The sequence below is a fragment of the Streptomyces sp. TSRI0281 genome (genome assembly GCF_001905125.1).
Classification (GTDB): Bacteria; Actinomycetota; Actinomycetes; order Streptomycetales; family Streptomycetaceae; genus Streptomyces.
The window spans coordinates 430,311-449,857 of the sequence record NZ_LWLE01000033.1; the positions used below are offsets into that span (position 1 = coordinate 430,311).

A 19,547-nucleotide genomic window follows, 5' to 3' on the forward strand; every position below is an offset into this window, starting at 1 on the left:
ACCATGAACGTGGCGACCCCGAGCGGCGGCGGCAGCGTGGCGGACCGTTCCTGGCCCGGCGTGCTGAACCCCCTGCTGCGTGGTGAGGACCTCACCTCGGACGACACCGCGTGGGCCATGGACCGCATCATGAGCGGCGAGGCGACCGACGCGCAGATCGCCGGCTTCGCGGTCGCGCTGCGGGCCAAGGGCGAGACCGTGGACGAGGTCACCGGGCTCGTCCGGGCGATGTACGAGCACGCCAGGACCATTCACGTACCGGGCCGCACGGTCGACATCGTCGGCACCGGCGGCGACCTCGCCAAGACGGTCAACATCTCCACGATGTCCGCGATCGTCATCGCGGGGACCGGCGCCAAGGTCGTCAAGCACGGCAACCGCGCCGCCTCGTCGGCGAGCGGCTCCTCCGACGTACTGGAGAAGCTGGGCGTCAACCTCGACCTCACCCCGCAGCGGGTCGTCGAGGTGGCGGAGGAGGCGGGCATCACCTTCTGCTTCGCCGTGAAGTTCCACCCCGCCCTGCGGTACGCGGCCAAGGCCCGCAAGGAACTGGGCGCGCAGACCACCTTCAACATCCTGGGTCCGCTCACCAACCCGGCCCGGGTGCGCGCCCAGGCCGTCGGGGTCGCCGACGCCCGCATGGCGCCCATCGTCGCGGGCGTGCTCGCCGACCGGGGCAATTCCGCGCTGGTCTTCCGCGGCGACGACGGTCTCGACGAGCTGACCACCACCGCCACCTCCCGGGTCTGGGTGGTCCGTGACGGCCAGGTGCGCGAGGAGGCGTTCGACCCGCGTCACGTCGGCCTGGAGCTGGTGCCCGTCGAGGCGTTGCGCGGCGCCGACGCCTCGTACAACGCCGATGTCGCCCGTCGGCTGCTGGACGGCGAGCGGGGGCCCGTGCGCGAGGCCGTGCTGCTCAACACGGCCGCCGCGCTGGTCGCGCTGGACCCGGGCGCGGGCACGCTGAACGAGCAGATCGCGGCGAAGATCACCGAGGCCGCCGCTTCCATCGACTCGGGTGCGGCCAAGCGGGCGCTGGAGCGCTGGGTCGCGGCCAGCAACGCCTGAGGGCCGGCCCTCGGCGCGGGATGTGCGCCCCGAGGGTATGCGCTGTGCGCAAGGGCGCAGTCCGAATGACGGACTGCGCCCTTGCGCATGCCGGTACGTATGGCAAGATGCTGCGCAGGTCATGAGTGACAGCGACTACGGCCCCGGCCCGCTGTCCGGCAACCCTCCGTCCGTGGCGGGGTGCCCCGGGTGAAGACCAGGCCGTAGGCAGCGAGGTCTGCGGCAAGCGCGGGCCCCTCGGCATTGTTGAATGCCAACCCCCGGGGTCCTGGTCCCTAGGGAGCCTCTTGTGAGCAAGCGAATGCGTTAGGGCCTCCGGCCCTCTTCCGCGCACCCTTCCTTCTTTTTCCCGCGCTGCCGCGTATCCGCCGGCGCGAGGAATTCGCCTGCCTTGTTACGGGAGTTCGCCATGTCTGTCTCCACCGCTGCCGCCGACCAGTCCATTTGTGCACCGCTGCCGGTTCTGGGTAAGAACGTCACTGTTCCGCTGGTTACGGGCGGAGAAGTCACCTATGCCGCCCTCGACTACGCGGCGAGCGCCCCGGCGCTCCAGCGGGTGTGGGACGACGTCGCGGCGTACGCCCCGTACTACGGCAGTGTCCACCGGGGCGCCGGGTACCTTTCGCAGCTCTCCACCGACCTGTTCGAGAACAGCCGCACGGTCGTCGCGGAGTTCCTCGGCTGCCGTGCCGAGGACCAGGTGATCTTCACCCGCTCGACCACGGACTCGCTCAACCTGCTGGCGGCCGTACTCCCCGCCGACTGCCAGGTGTTCGTGTACGAGACCGAGCACCACGCCTCCCTGCTGCCCTGGCGCGACGCCCGGGTCACCTACCTCAACGCGCCGCGCACCCCGGCCCAGGCCGTCGAGACCCTGGAGCGGGCGCTCGCCGACCGCGACCCCTACGGCCCGGCCCTGGTCTGTGTCACCGGCGCCTCCAACGTCACCGGTGAACTGTGGCCGGTGAAGGAACTGGCCGCCGCCGCCCACGCGCACGGCGCCCGGATCGTCCTGGACGCCGCCCAGCTCGCCCCGCACCACCCCGTCGACATCGCCGAGCTGGACGTCGACTGGGTCGCCTTCTCCGGGCACAAGCTCTACGCGCCGTTCGGCTCGGGCGTCCTCGCGGGCCGCGCGGACTGGCTCCGGGCCGCGGAGCCGTACCTGGCCGGCGGTGGCGCCTCCCGCAAGGTCGCCCGGCGCACCGACGGCGGTGTGGACGTGGACTGGCACACCACCGCCGCCCGCCACGAGGCCGGTTCGCCCAACGTCATCGGCGTCTACTCCATCGCCTCCGCCTGCAAGGCGCTGACCGAGGCGGGCTTCGACAACCTGGTCGCCCGTGAGCAGCGGCTCGTCGCCGAGGTCCGCGCGGGTCTCGCCGAGGTCCCCGAGGTCAGGGTGCTCTCGCTGTTCGGCGACGACGCCCCGCGGGTCGGCGTGATCTCCTTCGTGGTGGAGGGCTGGAACAGCTCGCACTTCGCCGCCGCGCTCTCCGCGGAGTACGGCATCGGGGTCCGCGACGGCCTCTTCTGCGCGCACCCGCTGATCCGCACCCTGCTGGGCAGCGACCCGCAGGACCCGGGGGAGTGCGGTGCGCCGGAGGCGGAGCCGGGCGAGCGCTCGCTCAACGCGATCCGGGTCAGCTTCGGCGCCGGTACGCCGGACGAGCATGTCGAGCGTTTCGTACGGGCGGTCAAGGAGCTGGTCCGCGAGGGCGCCCAGTGGAAGTACCGCACCGAGGGCGGCCGCTGCGTCCCGGACCGGGGCGCGGCGCAGGTCTGAGGGCCGGATACGGCTTCGGCCGGGTACGGGCAGCCGCCCGTACCCGGCCGAAGCCGTACCTGGTTACGCGTCGAGGCCGATGGCGAAGGCCGCTTCCAGGTCGTGCTGGGAGTACGTACGGAACGCCACATGCGTGTCGGTGCCCTCGACGCCCGGGATCTTGCTGATCCGGCCGGGGATGACATCGGCGAGATCGTCGTGCTTGGCCACCCGGACCATGGCGATCAGGTCGTACGTACCGGTGACCGAGAAGACCTCGCTGACACTGTCCAGCGCGGCGATGGCCTCGGCGATCTCCGGAATCCGGTCCACGCTGGTCTTGATGAGCACGATCGCGGTGATCACGGCTGGCTGTCTCCCTCGGTGGCCGTGGCTGGAGTCCTCACTCTAGCGTCACGCCGGTAGCGCCCCCAGGCGTAGAGGAACCCGGCGGCGAACCCCGTCACATGCGCCAGATACGCCACCCCGGGGCCGCTGCCCGCGCTCCGGGCGGCCAGCCATTGCAGGACGAACCAGAAGATCAGCACGATCCAGGCGGGGAAGCGCAACGGCAGGAAGAAGAGGAACGGGAAGAGGCTGGTGACCCGGGCCCTGGGGAAGAGGTAGAGGAACGCGCCGAGCACCGCGGAGATCGCTCCCGACGCGCCCACCAGGGTCTGCTCGGAATCGGCGTGCGCCGCGGCGTAGCAGAGCAGGGCCAGATATCCGCAGCCGAGATAGAAGAAGGTGAACTCGGTGTGGCCCATCCGTTCCTCGGTCATGGCGCCGAACACATAGAGAAAGAGCATGTTGCCCAGCAGGTGCAGCCAGCTGCCGTGCAGGAACAGGGCGGTGAGCGGGGTGAGCATCGCGTGCGCGGAGCCGTCCCACAGCTCGGCGGGGATCACCCCCCACCGTTCGAAGTACGCGGCCTGCGCGGCGAGCAGGGTGTCGGCGGTGCCGTAGGCCGGGTTGAAGCCGGACAGCGGGCTGACCAGGAAGACGGCGCAGCACAGCGCGATCAGCCCGTACGTGACCGGTGCCCCGCCCGCCGCGGCCGCGGCCCGGAACCTCCCGGCCCTGCCCCGCCCATCGGCTTCCCGCCAATCGATCATGCACAGAGCATGACGCACCGGTGGAGAAGCGGACAGAGCGCCTCGCCGTGCCGATGGGTATACGCGAGGCCGTAGGGTTACGCCAGGACTTCCGCAGTTCGACGGCGCACCGCGAGATCCTTGACGTAGGACAGCACGGAACTCGCCGGAATCCGGTGCGGGTCCCGGTGGACGACGAACGACGAAAGAGGACGCAACGATGACGACGGTTCCCCGGCCGACCGACACGACGCGCTGGCGCTGCACGCTCTGCGGCAATCTCACGCGCTTCGATGTGACGCGGTCCTCCAAGGTCGTCGAGTACGTCCATCTCGACCTGGCCGGGGAGTCGAGTGTCGAGGAGCGGGAGGTGGTCAGTGAGACCATCGAGTCGGTCCGTTGTCGTTGGTGCAATGCGGTGGATCAGATCGAACTGGTGGACAGGCCTGGTGCCGACTCCTGAGGGGGCCGCCCGGACAGACAATTTGGGGTGACGGATGGTGGAGCAGCCGACTAACGGCGCCGAACCGGCCGATGCGGCCGACGGCGCCGACGAGGTGCTCGACCGCCCGCTGCCCGAGGGCGTACGGCGGCGGGTCGTCGCGCTGGTCTCGGACGCCTTCGGCGGCCTGACGGTCGGCGAACTGCCCGCCCAGCTGCGGCAGTATGCCCGTTTCACCCCGACCCGGCGCGCCAAGTTCGCCGGGAACGCGATGGCGGCCGCCCTGGAGAGCGACCCGCTCTTCCGCCGGCGTATCGGTGAGCGGATCGGCCAGGCCCAGCCCGAGCTGGCCGGTGCGCTGGAGGCGGGCTCGCCGCCCGCCGCCGCCGACCCCGTCGATGTGGCCGCGGCCGCCTATGTGCTGCGCCCGGCCGGCTGGGTCAAGCTGGTCGAGGCCGCGGGCGAGGAGGTCCAGCGCGCCGACGCCGAACGCGCCGACGAGGAGACCCGGCGCGAACTGGAACGGCTGCGCGAGGAGCTGGCCCAGGCCCGGGGGCAGACGAGGAGCGAGACGGAGCGGCTGCGGGCCGAACTGGACGCCGTCCGCAAGGAATCCGAAGCCCTTCACCGCAAACTGCGCAGCGCCCTGAGCGAGGTGAAGCGCGGCGAGGCCGCGGTGCGCCGGAGCGCGGCCGAGACCGATGCGGTACGGGCCGAGGCGTCCGCCCAGGTCTCCGCGGCCGAGAGCGAGTCGCGGCGGCTCAAGGCGCGGCTCGGCGAGGCGGAGGCGTCCGTCGAGGCGAGTCGCCGGGCTGCCAGGGAAGGGCGCTCCGTCGAGGACATGCGGCTGCGGCTGCTGCTGGACACGGTGCTGGACGCGGCCCGCGGGCTGCGCCGTGAACTGGCGCTGCCGCCCTCGACGATCCGCCCCGCCGACAGTGTCGAAGCGGTGGAGCCGGGCCGGATGTCGCCCAAGGACATTGCCGCCAGGGCCCTTTCGGAGACCGATCCGGCGCTCCTGGACCAGTTGCTCGCGCTGCCGCAGGCGCATCTCATCGTGGACGGCTACAACGTCACCAAGACCGGCTATCCGCAGATGCCGCTGGAGAAGCAGCGGTTGCGGCTGCTGGGCGGTCTCTCGGTACTCGCGGCGCAGACCGGCGCCGAGATGACCTGTGTCTTCGACGGGGCCGAACTGGCCGCCCCGGTGCTGCTCGCCCCGCCGCGCGGGGTCCGGGTCCTGTTCAGCAAGGCCGGCGTGACGGCCGACGAGCTGATCCGTCAACTGGCCCGCGCGGAACCGCCCGGCAGGCCCGTCGTGGTGGTCTCCACCGACCGTGAAGTGGCGGACGGGGTGGCCAAGGCGGGGGCCCGGCCGGTCGCTTCCGCCCTGCTGCTGAAGCGCCTTTCCCGCGTCTGAGGGCACATGGCCGGACATGACCGGCTAGTTCGACATGCGCGACATGTGTGGCATGCCGGATTTTTGGGAACGTACCGTCAAGTCGCCACTACACGCGGTGTGATGTGGGCAAAGAAGTGCCTGAAGTGGTGAGATTTTTCTTGTCAGGATTTGAACTGATCACAAGATGGTCACTAAGGTCAGCCTCGAACCTTCGCACGGTTGATCACCCATTCGGGGTGACGGCGAAGGCACCGCCGAGTCCGTGACATGCACGGAGCCGGGGATTCACCTCCCCCACAGCCCGGTAGGCGGCTCGAGGAAGAAGGAGCTCGCCTTCGTGGCGTCCCACCGTCGTCCCAAGCAGCCGAGCCGCACCCGTGTGAACGTGGTCACCGCGGCCGCCGCTGCGGCCGTGGCCCTGACTTCCCAGGCCGCCCACGCCGATCCCAAGCCGAGCAAGAGCGAAGTCAAGGCGAAGGTCGACAAGCTCTACCACGAGGCGGAAGAGGCCACCGAGAAGTTCAACGGGGCCAAGGAGCAGCAGGACAAGCTCAAGAAGCAGGCCAACGCGCTCCAGGACAAGGTCGCCCGCGGCCAGGAGGAGCTCAACGCCCTGCGCGGCGAGCTGGGTTCGATCGCCACCGCGCAGTACCGCTCCGGCGGTATCGACCCGTCCGTCCAGCTCTTCCTCGCCTCGGACCCGGACGACTTCCTCGACCAGGCCTCCGCGCTGGACCAGCTGACGGCCAAGCAGACCGAGTCGCTCCAGAAGATCCAGTCCAAGCAGCGCACCCTCGCGCAGCAGCGCAAGGAAGCGCAGGCGAAGCTGGGCGACCTCGCCGAGGTCCGCAAGACGCTCGGCGAGAACAAGAAGAAGTCCTCGGCCAAGCTGGCCGACGCCCAGCGGCTGCTCAACACCCTGACCGCCGCCGAGCGCGCCAAGATGGCCGACGACGAGCAGCGCGCCAGCCGCGCCGCGGGCGATCGGGTCGAGCTGGGCAACGAGGCCCCCGCCTCCGCGCGTGGCGCCGCCGCCCTCCAGGCCGCCGCGACCCAGATCGGCAAGCCGTACTACCGCGGTGGCACGGGCCCCAGCTCCTACGACTGCTCCGGGCTGACGCAGTGGGCCTACGCCCAGGCCAACGTCCAGATCTCCCGCGTCACGTACACCCAGGTCAACGACGGCCAGCGGATCGGGCGCAGCGCGCTGAAGCCGGGCGACCTGGTCTTCTTCAACAACACCTCGCACGTGGGCCTGTACGCGGGCAACAACCAGATCCTGCACGCTCCGAAGCCGGGCGCCAATGTCCGCTACGAGTCGATGGACTACATGGGCACCTTCCAGTTCGGCGTCCGCGTCGCCTGACGCCCGAACGGGCGAATTACGCCACGTGTTGCTGACGCCCCGCCCCGCCGGAGACCCGAGGTCACCGGCGGGGCGGAGGCGTTTGACACCCCACTCGCCTCCGGCGCGGTCTTTGGCCGCCGGGTAGCCGTCCGATTACTGTCTGCCTGCTGTGGCAGCACCCGGTCTTCGGTCCGCCCGCCCCGGGCGGCAGGGGCTGCCCACCGTCTGCGTCAGCGGAAGGGAGTGCGGCTTCCTGTGGTGTCCCATCGCCGTCCCACACAGTCCGGCCTCAACCGGAGCGTCCGGGCCACCGTCCTCACGGCGGCGGCGGCCACCGCGGCCGCGACGCTCACGGGAGCCCCGGCGAGCGCCGACCCGCAGCACGGCGCCGGGGCGAGCCGGGCCGAGGTGGACCGGCTGTACCGCGAGGCGGAGCAGGCGACCGAACAGTTCAACGAGGCCGGGGAGCGGGTCGAGGAGCTGCGCGGCGAGGTGGACCGGGCCCAGGACAGGGCGGCGCGCGGCGAGGAAGGCATCAACCGGATGCGTACGGCGCTCGGTTCGCTCGCCCAGGCGCAGTACCGTTCCGGCTCCATCGACCCCTCGCTCGCCCTGCTGTTCTCCTCGGACCCCGACACCTACCTGGACCGGGCCGCCGCCCTGGAGCGGATGAACATCCGTCAGTCGCTGGCCCTGGAGACGCTCCGCCGGGCCCAGCGCGGCGTCGCCCAGACCCGCGCGGAGGCCGCCAGGTCGCTGGAAGGGCTGGAAGCGAGCCGGAGCGCCGTCACCCGCCACAAACGCACCGTCGAGGCCAAGCTCGCCCGCGCCCAGCGGCTGCTGGACGCGCTGCCCGCCGGGGAGCGCGCGTCCTTCGACCGGGCCTCCCGTTCCGGCCGCGACGACGTGGCCCCGGATCTCGCCGGGGTCGTCCCGGGGTCGGCGAGGGCGATGGCCGCCGTGGCGGCGGCCCGGCAGGCACTCGGCAGCCCGTACGTGTGGGGCGCCGAGGGGCCCTCCGGATTCGACTGCTCCGGGCTGATGCGGTGGGCCTACGCGCAGGCCGGGGTCGGCCTGCCGCGGACCTCGCAGGCCCAGCGGTACGCGGGCCGCATGGTGCCGCTCTCCCAGGCCCGGCCCGGAGACCTGGTCGTCTACCGGGCGGACGCCGGCCACATCGGGATGTACGTGGGAAACGGCCAGGTCATCCATGCCCCGTACCCCGGGGCGCGGGTGCGCTACGACCCCGTCGGCATGATGCCCGTCTCCTCGGTCACCCGTATCTGACCGTACGATCGGCAGGGTGGCGGTTCTCACGGGTGACACGCGGCGGGGCAGAGCCCGTGGGCGGCGTACGGCGGGTGCCGTGCTCGCCGGGCTGCTGCTGACGTCCGCCTGCGCGGCCCCCGACGCCCCCGCCACGGGCCCCACGGCCCGGGAGGTCGGCGCCGTCCTGGACCGCCGCGCCGACGCCGTCCTGGACCACGACCCGGACGCCTACCTGGCCGCGCTCGCCCCCGGTGCCACGAAGCTGCGGGCCACCCAGCGCACCGAACTGGCCAACCTCGCGGACATACCCCTGAAGTCCTGGACGTACGAGGTGAAGGCCGTCACGGAGCACGGCGCCGACAAGGTCACCGCCGATGTCGAGCTGCGCTACCGGATCGCCGGTTACGACACCGCCCCGATCGCCACCCGCCGCACCCTGGAGCTGACCCGGTCCGGAGCCGGTGACCGCTGGTACATCACCGCCGACCGGCCCGGCAAGGGCGCCGCGGACCAGCTCTGGCAGCAGGGCGACGTCCAGGTCGTGCGCGGCAGGCACAGCCTGGTCCTGGGCGTCGGCCGGGACCCGGGGGAGCTGCGCCGGGTCGCGGACACCGAGGACCTCGCCGTGCCGGCCGTCTCCGCCGCCTGGCCGCAGCCCTGGGCGGGGCGGGTCGTGGTGCTCGTACCGGACTCCGTCGAGGACATGGCGAAGCTGCTGGGCTCACCGGAGGCGAGCTACCGGGGGATAGCGGCCGTCACCACCGGCGAGGTCGGCGGCAGCGGCAGGAGCCCGGCCCTGGCCGACCGGGTGATCATCAATCCGCAGGCGTACGCGATGCTCGGCACCTTCGGACAGCGGGTCGTCCTGACCCACGAGACCACCCATGTCGCGACCCGGCCCCGGACCTCGACGGCCACCCCGATGTGGCTCTCCGAGGGCTTCGCCGACTGGACGGCGTACCGCGAGGAGGGCCGCCCGGCCCCGGAGATCGCGCCCGAGCTCGCCGAGGCAGTGCGGCGCGGCGAGCTGCCCGCCGCACTGCCGGTGGACGACGACTTCGCCTTCGGCGGGGACCCCGGGAAGCTCGCGCGGGCGTACGAGGGCGGCTGGCTGGCCTGCGCGCTGATCGCCGACCGCTGGGGCGAGGAGAAGCTGATCGCGTTCTACGAGGCCGTGGGGGACCATCCCGGACGGGACGGGGCGGTGGAGCAGGCGATGGGCGAGGTCCTGGACACCACGCCCCAGGACTTCACGGCGTACTGGCGGGACTACCTGAGCGCCCGGCTCGGCTGAGCGTCCGCCCCGGGCGCGGTGCCCGCCGCGTTCCGCACCGCCCCGCCGGACGGCGATCGCCCGCGGATGGCACCGTCTCCCGCCACAGCCGCCGCCCGGCGACGACCGAGGCGGCCACCAGCAGACCGTTGCGCACCAGCAGCAGGCTCACGCCCGTCGCGTCACTGGCCACCACATGCCCGAACCCGAGCGGGAACTCCAGCAGGGTGACACCGGCCGCCACCAGCACCAGACCGGCGGGCAGCACCATCCGGCCGGCCCGGAACACCAGGCAGACCGCCGCGAGCCCGACCAGCCACACGAGGTACTGCGGGCTGATCACCCGGCTGGTCGTGGTGAACAGCAGCACCGCCGTGAACGCCGCGTCCGCCGGGGTGTGCGCCGAGAACCCACGGGCCCGCACCCGCCACAGCAGCAGCCAGCCGAACGCCACGACGCTCAGCCCCAGGGCCAGCGTGGAGACCACCGGCACATACGGACCGAGGAACTCCAGCGAGCCGTAGTGCAGCTCCACCCGGCCCTCCCAGCCGAACCGCCGCGCCACATGGAAGACCAGCGCCCCCAGCGACTCGATCTCGGTGCCCCGCTCCCGCTGGAAGGCCAGGAACGCGAACGCGCCCGGCGCGGCCACGGCGCACGCCCCGGCCACCACCGCACCCGTCACCGCCGCCGAGGCCCAGGCACGGCGCGTCGCCCGCCCGCGCCCGGTACCCACCAGCAGCAGCACCGGCCACACCTTCAGCAGCGCCCCGAATCCGGCCAGCGCCCCCAGCACCCGGGGGTGGCGCGCCCCGGTCAGCAGCGCCGCCACCGCGACCGCCGCCACCATCAGGTCGTACCGGGCGTACGCGGTGGGACCGAGCAGCGGCACCCCCGCCACCCACACCCACGCCCCCGCGTCCCGCATACCGGGCCGCCGCCCCGCGTACAGCAGCAGCCCGAGGACCAGCGCGTCGCACAGCAGCACCAGGACGAAGAACGCCGCGGCGTACTCCAGGAACGGCAGCAGCGCCGGGGACAGCACGGCCAGCGCGGCGGCGGGCGGGTACTGCCAGGTGACGTCGTCCCTCGGGTACGTGCCGGTCCGCAGGACGTCGTACCAGTCCTGGTAGATCACCGAGACGTCCACCGTGACGTCCGGACCCGGCACCGTGAACACCTTGAACACGCACAGCAGCAGCACGGCCCTGGTCAGCGCCCACACCGCGAGCGGCAGCAGCCGTGCGCCGACGGCCCCCGTCATGGCTGCCCTCATCCGTTGCCCCGCCCGTCCCGCTGATGGCTGTCCCGCCCGGGGGTGCGTCCCGCCCGGGTGCGTCCCGCTCGTGGTCCGTGTGGGGAGCCATGATGCCGGGCGGGACGGTGCGGGAGCGATGAAGCGCGGCCGTTCGGTACTGTCGGCGGCGATGGACAAGACCTTGATCGTGACGAACGACTTTCCGCCCCGCCCCGGCGGCATCCAGGCGTTTCTGCACAACATGGCACTGCGCCTGGACCCCGGACAGCTCGTCGTCTACGCCTCCACCTGGAAGCGGAGCGCCGAGGCTGTCGCGGCCACCGCCGCCTTCGACGCGGAGCAGCCCTTCACCGTCGTGCGCGACCGTACGACGATGCTGCTGCCGACCCCGCGGGTCACCCGGCAGGCGGTGCGGCTGCTGCGCGAACACGGCTGCGCCTCCGTCTGGTTCGGGGCCGCCGCCCCGCTCGGCCTGATGGCCCCGGCCCTGCGCCGGGCCGGGGCCCGCCGCGTCGTCGCCACCACCCACGGCCACGAGGCCGGCTGGGCCCAGCTGCCCGCGTCCCGGCAACTGCTGCGCCGGATCGGCGAGGGCACGGACACCCTCACGTACCTCGGCGAGTACACCCGCTCCCGGATCGCCGCGGCCCTCACCCCCGAGGCGGCCGGACGCATGGTCCAGCTGCCGCCGGGCGTCGACGAGAAGACCTTCCACCCGGCCTCCGGCGGGGACAGGGTCAGGGCCCGCCTCGGCCTCTCCGACCGGCCCGTCGTCGTCTGTGTGTCGCGGCTCGTGCCGCGCAAGGGCCAGGACACGCTGATCCTCGCCCTGCCCGCGATCCTGGCGCGGGAGCCGGACGCCGTGCTCCTGATCGTCGGCGGCGGCCCGTACGCCAAGGAACTGAAGCGGCTGGCCGCCGAGACGGGTGTGCTGGACTCGGTGCGCTTCACCGGCCCGGTGCCATGGGCGGAACTGCCCGCGCACTACGGCGCGGGGGACGTCTTCGCCATGCCGTGCCGCACCCGGCGCGGCGGTCTGGACGTGGAGGGGCTCGGCATCGTCTACCTGGAGGCGTCCGCGACCGGGCTGCCGGTGGTGGCGGGCGACTCGGGCGGCGCTCCGGACGCGGTGCTCGACGGCGAGACCGGGTGGGTGGTGCGCGGCGGCAGTGCCGAGGAGTCGGCGGACCGGATCGTGACGCTGCTCGGCGACCCGGAGCTGCGGCGGCGCATGGGGGAGCGGGGCCGGGCCTGGGTCGAGGAGAAATGGCGCTGGGACCTGCTCGCCGAGAAGCTGAAGACGCTGCTCTGAGCCGCGTACGGGCGATCGGTCCCCCCGGACGCCGGGTACGGGCGATCGGTTCACCCGTACGGACGAGAAGACGCGATCGGTCCCGCCCGTACCCACGCGAAAAGGGGCCCGCACAGTGTGTGCGGGCCCCTTTTCGCGTAAATACGTCAGGTGCGGTAGATCGACTCGACCTCGTCCGCGAAGTCCTTCGCCACCACATTGCGCTTCAGCTTCAGCGACGGCGTGATGTGGCCCGCCTCCTCGGTGAACTGCGTGGGCAGGATGCGGAACTTGCGTACGGACTCCGCCTTGGACACCGCGGCGTTGCCGTCGTCCACCGCCCGCTGCACCTCGGCCAGCAGCTCGGCGTCCTCGCGCAGCGACACGGCCGTCGAGCCGACGGGCTTGCCGTGCTCCTCGGCCCAGTGCACCAGGAACTCCTCGTCGATGGTGATCAGCGCGCCGACGAACGGCCGTCCGTCGCCGACCACCATGCACTCGGCGACCAGGGCGTGTGCGCGGATCCGGTCCTCGATCACGGCGGGGGCGACGTTCTTGCCGCCCGCGGTGACGATGATCTCCTTCTTGCGGCCGGTGATCGCGAGATAGCCGTCCTCGTCGAGCGTGCCGATGTCACCCGTGTGGAACCAGCCGTCGGCCAGCGCCTCGGCCGTCGCCGCGTCGTTCTTCCAGTACCCGGTGAACAGGTGCTCGCCGTGCAGCAGGACCTCGCCGTCGTCGGCGATCCGGACGACCGAACCGGGCAGCGGCTGGCCGACCGTACCGATCTTCTGGCGGTCCCACGGGTTGAACGCGGTCGCCGCACAGCTCTCCGTGAGGCCGTAGCCCTCCAGCACCGTGAAGCCGATGCCCCGGAAGAAGTGGCCGAGCCGCTCGCCCAGCGGAGCGCCGCCGGAGATCGCGAACTCGCCGCGCCCCCCGAGCACCGCGCGGAGCTTGCCGTAGACCAGCTTGTCGAAGACCTTGTGCTTGAGCCGCAGCCCGAGCGACGCGCCCTGCGGGGTGCCCAGCGCACGGCTGTAGGCGATCGCGGTATCGGCGGCCCGGTCGAAGATCCGGCCCTTGCCGTCGGCCTGGGCCTTGGCCCGCGCCGAGTTGTAGACCTTCTCGAAGACCCGGGGCACGCCGAGGATCAGCGTCGGCCGGAACGAGGCCAGCTCATCGGTGAGGCTCTTGATGTCCGGCACACAGCCCAGCCTGATCGGGGCCATCACCGAGGCCACCTCGACCAGCCGGCCGAAGACATGGGCCGCGGGCAGGAAGAGCAGCACCGAGCACTCACCCGTACGGAAGAGGGGCTTCAGCCGCTCCACCACATTGCCGCACTCCGCGAAGAAGCTGCGGTGCGTCAGCACACAGCCCTTGGGGCGGCCCGTGGTGCCGGAGGTGTAGACGATGGTGGCCGGGTCGTCGGCCTTGGCGCTCACCATGCGCAGATCCATGGTCTCGTCCGAGACCTCGCCGCCGAGGGCGGTCAGCTCGTCGACCGCGCCCCTGTCGATCTGCCAGACGTGCGACAGCTCCGGCAGCCGGTCCCGTACGGACGCGACGGCCCCGGCGTGCGCGTCGCTCTCCACGAGCACCCCGACCGCACCGGAGTCACCGAGGATCCACTGGACCTGCTCGGCGGAGCTGGTCTCGTACACCGGCACGGTCACCGCGCCCGCACTCCAGATCGCGAAGTCCAGCAGCACCCACTCGAAGCGGGTGCGCGACATCAGGGCGACCCGGTCGCCGGGCTGCACGCCCGAGGCGATCAGTCCTTTGGCGGCGGCTCTCACCTCGGCCAGGAACCGGGTGGCGGTGACATCCGTCCAGACGCCGGCCACCTTGCGGCCCATGACCGCGACATCCGGATGCTGAGCGGCATTGCGGCGGATGAGATCCGTCAGGTTGCCGTCCGTGGGGACCTCGTACAGGGCCGGAAGGCTGAACTCGCGCAAGACTGCTGCTCCTCATCGGGCTCCGGTGCCACGGCTCCGTGCGACGCACCGGCTGCGGTCCAAGACTGGCGGTGCTCCGTGGGGTGAGCACGACTGGACTGCCCGGACGTTACCCATCGGTACGTGGTTCCCGATAGGGGGTTCCGGCCAGATGTCTTGTGCATCACACACATGGGTGGTCCTTTCGCGCAGAGTAGTCCACCCGTGTCATGACCCGGAAGTAACCGCAGGTCCGGCAGCCCCTACCCAGGGCTCCGGGGGCGGCCTAGGGTGGCTCGCATGCGAGGCAGCGAACCGGACGGTCGGGGCACCAGCGTGCGGCGCACCACGCGCGTGCACGTGGTGAGTGATGTGCACGGCAACACCGAAGCGCTGGCCCGTGCCGGAGACGGTGCCGACGCCCTGGTCTGTCTGGGTGACCTGGTCCTCTTCCTCGACTACGCCGACCATTCGCGCGGCATCTTCCCCGACCTCTTCGGGAAGGAGAACGCGGACCGCATCGTCGAGCTGCGCACCGCGCGGCGCTTCGAGGAGGCCCGCGAGTTCGGCCGCGGGCTCTGGGCCGGACGGGACCGCAACACCGCGATCCTCGGTGCCGTGCGCAAGCAGTACGCCGCCCTGTTCGCGGCCTTCCCCACTCCGACGTACGCCACCTACGGCAACGTCGACATCCCCGACCTCTGGCCCGAGTACGCGGGCCCCGGCACCACCGTCCTGGACGGCGAGCGCGTCGAGATCGGCGGCCGGGTCTTCGGCTTCGTCGGCGGCGGGCTGAAGACCCCGATGAACACCCCGTACGAGATCAGCGACGAGGAGTACGCCGCCAAGGTCGAGGCGCTCGGCCCGGTCGACGTGCTCTGTTCGCACATCCCGCCCGAGGTGCCGGAGCTGACGTACGACACCGTCGCGCGCCGCTTCGAACGCGGCAGCCCGGCCCTCCTGGACGCCATCCGCAGGACCCGCCCCCGGTACGCGCTCTTCGGCCATGTTCACCAGCCCCTGGTGCGCCGGATGCGGATCGGCGTCACCGAATGCGTCAACGTCGGGCACTTCGCCTCGACCGGAAGGCCCTGGGCCCTCACCTGGTGAACCCGGCGGCCCGGGGCGTGGACGGGGCGGGGGCGGGCACGCGATAGCCTGCAACCGGCAGGCTCCTGCCGAACGCGACCGGTACACCGCACTGGAGGGCCACGGCGATGGCTGAACACACCAGCTCGAGCATCACGATCGAGGCGGCACCGGCCGACGTCATGGGTGTGATCGCCGACTTCGCCCGCTACCCGGAGTGGACCGGCGAGGTGAAGGAGGCCGAGGTGCTGGCCACCGACGACCGCGGCCGCGCCGAGCGGGTCCGGCTGGTCCTGGACGCCGGAGCGATCAAGGACGACCATGTCCTCGCCTACACCTGGACCGGCGAGAACGAGGTCAGCTGGAGCCTGGTGAAGTCCCAGATGCTGCGGGCCCTGGACGGTACGTACGCCCTGGCGCCCATCGGCGGCGGCGACCGCACCGAAGTCACCTACCGGCTCGCGGTCGACGTCAAGATCCCGCTCCTCGGCATGATCAAGCGCAAGGCGGAGAAGGTCATCATCGACCGCGCCCTGGCCGGTCTGAAGAAGCGCGTCGAGTCCGTCCCGCGGGGCTGACCCGGTGCGTACGGTCCTGGTCACCGGCCCCGGCGGCGCAGGCCGTACCACCGTCGCGGCGGCGACCGCACTGGCCGCCGCCCGCAGCGGCCGCCGCACCCTCCTGATCACCGCCGACGCCATCCCCTCCTTCCCCACCGGTACGGAACCCACCGAGGTCACCGGCCACCTGCACAGCGCCCGCATCGACTCCGGCGCCCACTTCCGCGGCGAACTCCTCGAACTCCAGGACCGGGCCTCGGGCGTCCTCGACCTCCTCGGCGCCAACCGGCTGGACGGCGAGGAACTCACCGAGCTGCCCGGCAGCGCACCGCTCGCCCTCCTGCACACCCTGCGCCGCGCGGCCGAGGGCGACTGGGCATCACCCGAAGGCGGCTACGACGTCCTCGTCGTCGACCTGCCACCGCTGCGCGAGGCCCTCGCCCTCCTCGCCCTGCCCGAGCAGCTGCGCCGCTATCTGCGCCGCCTGCTGCCCCAGGAACGGCAGGCCGCCCGCGCGCTGCGCCCGATGCTCGCCCAGCTCGCCGGGGTCCCGATGCCCGCCCAGTGGCTGTACGAGGCTGCCGCCCGCAAGGACGCCGAGCTGGCCGCGGTCCAGGCGCTGATCGAGGACCGCGCGACGACGGTCCGGCTGGTCGCCGAACCTGGCCCGGCCGCCGAGGACGCCCTGCGCGCCGCCCGTACCGGCCTGGCCCTGCACGGACTGCGCGCCGACGCCCTGGTGGCCGCCCGGGTGCTGCCCCGGCACTCCTGCGACCCCTGGTTCGCCGACCTCGCGGCCCAGCAGGACAAGTGCCTGGACCACTGGCGCGCCGACTGGGCCCCCGGCACCCCCGTGTGCGAGGCACCCCACCTCGGACGCGACCCGCGGGGCCTCGACGACCTCGACGCCCTCGGACTCGCCGGGCCGGACGACCGGACACCGGGCCGGGCGGAGCACCCCTGGTGGATCGAGGAAGCCCCCGCCGGGAGCGACGACGACCGGGCGCTCGTCTGGTGCCTGCCGCTGCCCGGAGCCGCCAAGACCGATCTGCGGCTCGTCCGCCGCGGCGACGAACTGCTGCTCACCGTCGGCCCGTTCCACCGCATCCTGCGGCTCGACTCCGGGCTGCGGCGCTGCACCGTCGCGGGAGCGGCACTCAGCGACGGCGTGCTGCGTGTCCGGTTCACCCCCGACCCGGCCCTCTGGCCGCGCACCTCCTGAACGGCGTACCACCGTTCGGGTAACGTCGGTAGTACGTGTTCCGTACGGCCCGTCGCCGACAATCCGCGTCGCAGGAGTCCGCCATGAGTGAAGCCACCGATCGTCCCGTCGACGGCGACGCGTGGGCCGATGCCTGCGCCGAGGACCTGGCAGCCGAGAAGGCCCGCCGCCGGGCCGAGTACGGCCCGCCGCCCGGCTCAGCCGCCGAGGAGCTGCGCAAACTGGTCGACGCCGTGGCCGACAAGGTCGCCTCGCTCCAGTCGCCGCTGCTCGGCGTGGCGGCGCAGGGTGCCGTGCAGCAGGTCATCCGGCAGGCGAAGACGGCCGTCGAGCCCGTCATCGAGCGCAACCCGGACCTCTTCGACCACCTCGCGGCGGCGGGCAACGAGCTGCTGGCCGCCTACCGCTCGGCGGTCGAGGGCCAGGAGAGCCGCTGGACCCGGTCCACGGAGGGTGCCGGGGGCGCCGACAGCGCCACCGGCACGTCGAAGAAGGCGGCCGAGGACCCGTCCGACCCGAGGGACGAGGGCCCCTCCGGGAGCGAACACATCGACCTGGACTGACCCGGGCCGAAGGGACCGGCCGGACGCGGTGACCGGGGCGTACCGGCCGGTGGACCGGCCGGACGGACCGGCCCCCGCCTCGGGTACGGTTGGCCGTAGCGGGGCTCGACCGAAACTGAGGGATTCATGGGACTCACCATCGGCGTCGATATCGGCGGCACGAAGATCGCGGCTGGAGTGGTCGACGAAGAGGGCCGGATCCTCTCGACGTTCAAGGTGGCGACCCCGCCGACGGCCGAAGGCATCGTCGACGCGATCTGCTCGGCCGTGGCCGGCGCGAGCGAGGGGCACGACGTCGAGGCGGTCGGCATCGGCGCGGCCGGATACGTCGACGACAAGCGCGCCACCGTGCTGTTCGCGCCCAACATCAACTGGCGCCACGAGCCGCTCAAGGACAAGGTCGAGCAGCGCGTCGGCCTGCCGGTCGTCGTCGAGAACGACGCCAACGCCGCGGCCTGGGGCGAGTACCGCTTCGGCGCCGGGCAGGGCCACGACGACGTCATCTGCATCACGCTCGGCACCGGCCTCGGCGGCGGCATCATCATCGGCAACAAGCTGCGCCGCGGCCGCTTCGGAGTGGCCGCCGAGTTCGGCCACATCCGGGTCGTCCCGGACGGCCTGCTCTGCGGCTGCGGCAGCCAGGGCTGCTGGGAGCAGTACGCCTCCGGCCGCGCGCTCGTCCGTTACGCCAGGCAGCGCGCCAACGCCACCCCGGAGAACGCCGCGATCCTGCTCGCGCTCGGCGACGGCACCGTGGAGGGCATCGAGGGCAAGCACATCAGCCAGGCCGCCCGGCAGGGCGACCCGGTGGCCGTCGACTCGTTCCGCGAGCTGGCCCGCTGGGCCGGCGCCGGACTCGCCGATCTCGCCTCGCTCTTCGACCCGTCCGCGTTCATCGTCGGCGGCGGCGTCTCGGACGAGGGCGAACTCGTCCTGGACCCGATCCGCAAGTCGTTCCGGCGCTGGCTGATCGGCGGCGAGTGGCGCCCGCACGCCCAGGTCCTCGCGGCCCAACTGGGCGGCAAGGCCGGTCTGGTGGGCGCGGCCGACCTGGCCCGCCAGGGCTGAGCGGCCGACCGCGCGGGACCGGTCCACCGGCTCCGCAGGACTGACCGGACGCCCGTCGCGCCCTTCGGGGCGGCGGCGGGCGTCCGTCGTATCGTGGCCCGCATGGTCCTGACGCCGTTGCCCGACTCCCGCACCGAGCCGAACGGTTCGGCCGTCGTCCGCGTGCTCAGCTACAACATCCGCTCGATGCGCGACGACACCGCGGCACTGGCCCGGGTCATCCGCGCCTGCGAACCCGACCTGGTGTTCGTCCAGGAGGCCCCGCGCTTCTTCCGCTGGCGCAAGGCGGCCGCCCGGCTCGCCAAACGCAGCGGTCTCGTGGTCCTCGGCGGCGGCGCCCCCGCGGCCGGGCCGATGCTGCTGTGCTCGCTGCGGGTCACGGTGGAGCGCACCGAGGACATCCTGCTGCCGCGCACCCCCGGCCTGCACCGCAGGGGCTTCGCCACGGCGGTCGTACGGATCGCCGGGACCAGGCTCGGCGTGCTGAGCTGCCATCTGAGCCTCCAGCGCGAGGAGCGCCTGGCCCAGAGCGAGTTGCTCCTCCAGCGGCTGGAGACGATGGACGTGCCGCACGCCGTGGCGGCGGGCGACCTCAACGACGTACCGACGGGGAAGGCGTTCACGCGCCTCGCCGGGCGGCTGCAGGACTGCTGGGCCACGGCGCCGTGGGGCGGCGAGCTCACCTTCACCCCGGACGACCCGCGCCGCCGCATCGACGCGGTCCTCGCGACGCGGGGCATCGAGGTCCTCGGGTGCGGCGTCCCGGCGGGACTGCCGGGCATCAGCGAGGCGGACCTGCGGGCAGCCACGGACCACCTGCCACTGCTGGCGGCGCTCCGGGTGCCCGCGTCCGACGACGGCCGGGCAGTGCCGTGACACGGCACCGCCCGGC

Annotated in this window: 18 protein-coding genes and 1 riboswitch; of the genes, 14 read left to right on the top strand and 4 right to left on the bottom strand. The window is 72.5% G+C overall.

All coding sequences use genetic code 11. The features are described from left to right. Nucleotides 1-3: 3 nt before the first annotated feature. Entirely contained in the window at nt 4-1,068 is a 1,065-nt protein-coding gene (gene trpD, locus A6A29_RS31120) for an anthranilate phosphoribosyltransferase (RefSeq protein WP_073725189.1), read from the top strand. A 117-nt stretch (nt 1,069-1,185) separates the two neighbouring features. Further along, nucleotides 1,186-1,303: riboswitch (SAM riboswitch) on the top strand. A 174-nt stretch (nt 1,304-1,477) separates the two neighbouring features. Further along, nucleotides 1,478-2,854 (top strand): aminotransferase class V-fold PLP-dependent enzyme, encoded by a 1,377-nt coding sequence (locus tag A6A29_RS31125; protein ID WP_073725191.1) that lies wholly within the window; start codon nt 1,478-1,480, stop codon nt 2,852-2,854. Between the two features lie 63 nt (nt 2,855-2,917). Here A6A29_RS31125 and A6A29_RS31130 read toward each other — a convergent pair whose 3' ends face one another. Together A6A29_RS31130 and A6A29_RS31135 are read right to left on the bottom strand one after the other, a co-directional pair. Continuing rightward, nucleotides 2,918-3,199: an Lrp/AsnC family transcriptional regulator gene (locus A6A29_RS31130; protein ID WP_007451244.1), complete on the bottom strand. Its 282-nt coding sequence runs from the start codon at nt 3,197-3,199 to the stop codon at nt 2,918-2,920. Further along, a complete protein-coding gene (locus tag A6A29_RS31135) occupies nt 3,196-3,948 on the bottom strand; it encodes a rhomboid family intramembrane serine protease (RefSeq protein WP_073725193.1) in 753 nt (250 codons plus the stop codon). Before A6A29_RS31135 ends, A6A29_RS31130 begins: the two co-directional genes overlap by 4 nt. Nucleotides 3,949-4,147: 199 nt before the next feature. Between A6A29_RS31135 and A6A29_RS31140 the strand changes: the two genes are divergently transcribed. From A6A29_RS31140 to A6A29_RS31160, 5 genes are all read left to right on the top strand, one after another. Next, nucleotides 4,148-4,390: a hypothetical protein gene (locus tag A6A29_RS31140; protein WP_073725195.1), complete on the top strand. Its 243-nt coding sequence runs from the start codon at nt 4,148-4,150 to the stop codon at nt 4,388-4,390. A gap of 37 nt (nt 4,391-4,427) precedes the next feature. After that, nucleotides 4,428-5,789 carry an NYN domain-containing protein gene (locus tag A6A29_RS31145; RefSeq protein WP_073725489.1) on the top strand — a complete coding sequence of 454 codons (1,362 nt, stop codon included), beginning with the start codon at nt 4,428-4,430 and terminating at the stop codon, nt 5,787-5,789. Nucleotides 5,790-6,108: 319 nt separating this feature from the next. Continuing rightward, on the top strand, nt 6,109-7,137 hold the full coding sequence (locus tag A6A29_RS31150; protein WP_073725197.1) for a C40 family peptidase: 1,029 nt from the start codon (nt 6,109-6,111) through the stop codon (nt 7,135-7,137). 237 nt (nt 7,138-7,374) lie between these two features. Continuing rightward, nucleotides 7,375-8,406, top strand: coding sequence for a C40 family peptidase (locus tag A6A29_RS31155; RefSeq protein WP_073725199.1), 1,032 nt, complete (start codon nt 7,375-7,377; stop codon nt 8,404-8,406). Between the two features lie 79 nt (nt 8,407-8,485). Beyond that, nucleotides 8,486-9,682, top strand: a complete 1,197-nt coding sequence (locus A6A29_RS31160) for a hypothetical protein (protein ID WP_073725201.1) — start codon at nt 8,486-8,488, stop codon at nt 9,680-9,682. On the opposite strand, the gene A6A29_RS31165 is transcribed toward A6A29_RS31160, so the two are convergent. Then, entirely contained in the window at nt 9,639-10,925 is a 1,287-nt protein-coding gene (locus A6A29_RS31165) for a glycosyltransferase family 87 protein (RefSeq protein WP_079183099.1), read from the bottom strand. The genes A6A29_RS31160 and A6A29_RS31165 overlap by 44 nt on opposite strands. Before the next feature lie 163 nt (nt 10,926-11,088). On the opposite strand from A6A29_RS31165, the gene A6A29_RS31170 reads away from it, so the two are divergent. Continuing rightward, complete coding sequence (locus A6A29_RS31170; RefSeq protein ID WP_073725491.1) at nt 11,089-12,231, top strand: glycosyltransferase family 4 protein; 1,143 nt, start codon at nt 11,089-11,091, stop codon at nt 12,229-12,231. Between the two features lie 146 nt (nt 12,232-12,377). Here the strand turns inward: A6A29_RS31170 and A6A29_RS31175 are convergent, their stop codons facing one another. Continuing rightward, nucleotides 12,378-14,174, bottom strand: a complete 1,797-nt coding sequence (locus A6A29_RS31175) for an AMP-dependent synthetase/ligase (RefSeq protein WP_073725203.1) — start codon at nt 14,172-14,174, stop codon at nt 12,378-12,380. Between the two features lie 279 nt (nt 14,175-14,453). On the opposite strand from A6A29_RS31175, the gene A6A29_RS31180 reads away from it, so the two are divergent. From A6A29_RS31180 to A6A29_RS31205, 6 genes are all read left to right on the top strand, one after another. Further along, complete coding sequence (locus A6A29_RS31180) at nt 14,454-15,263, top strand: metallophosphoesterase family protein (protein ID WP_073725205.1); 810 nt, start codon at nt 14,454-14,456, stop codon at nt 15,261-15,263. Between the two features lie 107 nt (nt 15,264-15,370). Continuing rightward, nucleotides 15,371-15,820 carry an SRPBCC family protein gene (locus A6A29_RS31185; protein WP_073725207.1) on the top strand — a complete coding sequence of 150 codons (450 nt, stop codon included), beginning with the start codon at nt 15,371-15,373 and terminating at the stop codon, nt 15,818-15,820. Nucleotides 15,821-15,824: 4 nt separating this feature from the next. Beyond that, nucleotides 15,825-17,024: an ArsA family ATPase gene (locus A6A29_RS31190; protein ID WP_073725209.1), complete on the top strand. Its 1,200-nt coding sequence runs from the start codon at nt 15,825-15,827 to the stop codon at nt 17,022-17,024. Nucleotides 17,025-17,107: 83 nt separating this feature from the next. Continuing rightward, complete coding sequence (locus tag A6A29_RS31195; RefSeq protein WP_073725211.1) at nt 17,108-17,587, top strand: DUF5304 domain-containing protein; 480 nt, start codon at nt 17,108-17,110, stop codon at nt 17,585-17,587. Nucleotides 17,588-17,713: 126 nt separating this feature from the next. Then, nucleotides 17,714-18,655 carry an ROK family glucokinase gene (locus tag A6A29_RS31200; RefSeq protein WP_073725213.1) on the top strand — a complete coding sequence of 314 codons (942 nt, stop codon included), beginning with the start codon at nt 17,714-17,716 and terminating at the stop codon, nt 18,653-18,655. Between the two features lie 102 nt (nt 18,656-18,757). Then, a complete protein-coding gene (locus A6A29_RS31205; RefSeq protein WP_073725215.1) occupies nt 18,758-19,531 on the top strand; it encodes an endonuclease/exonuclease/phosphatase family protein in 774 nt (257 codons plus the stop codon). Nucleotides 19,532-19,547 lie beyond the last annotated feature (16 nt).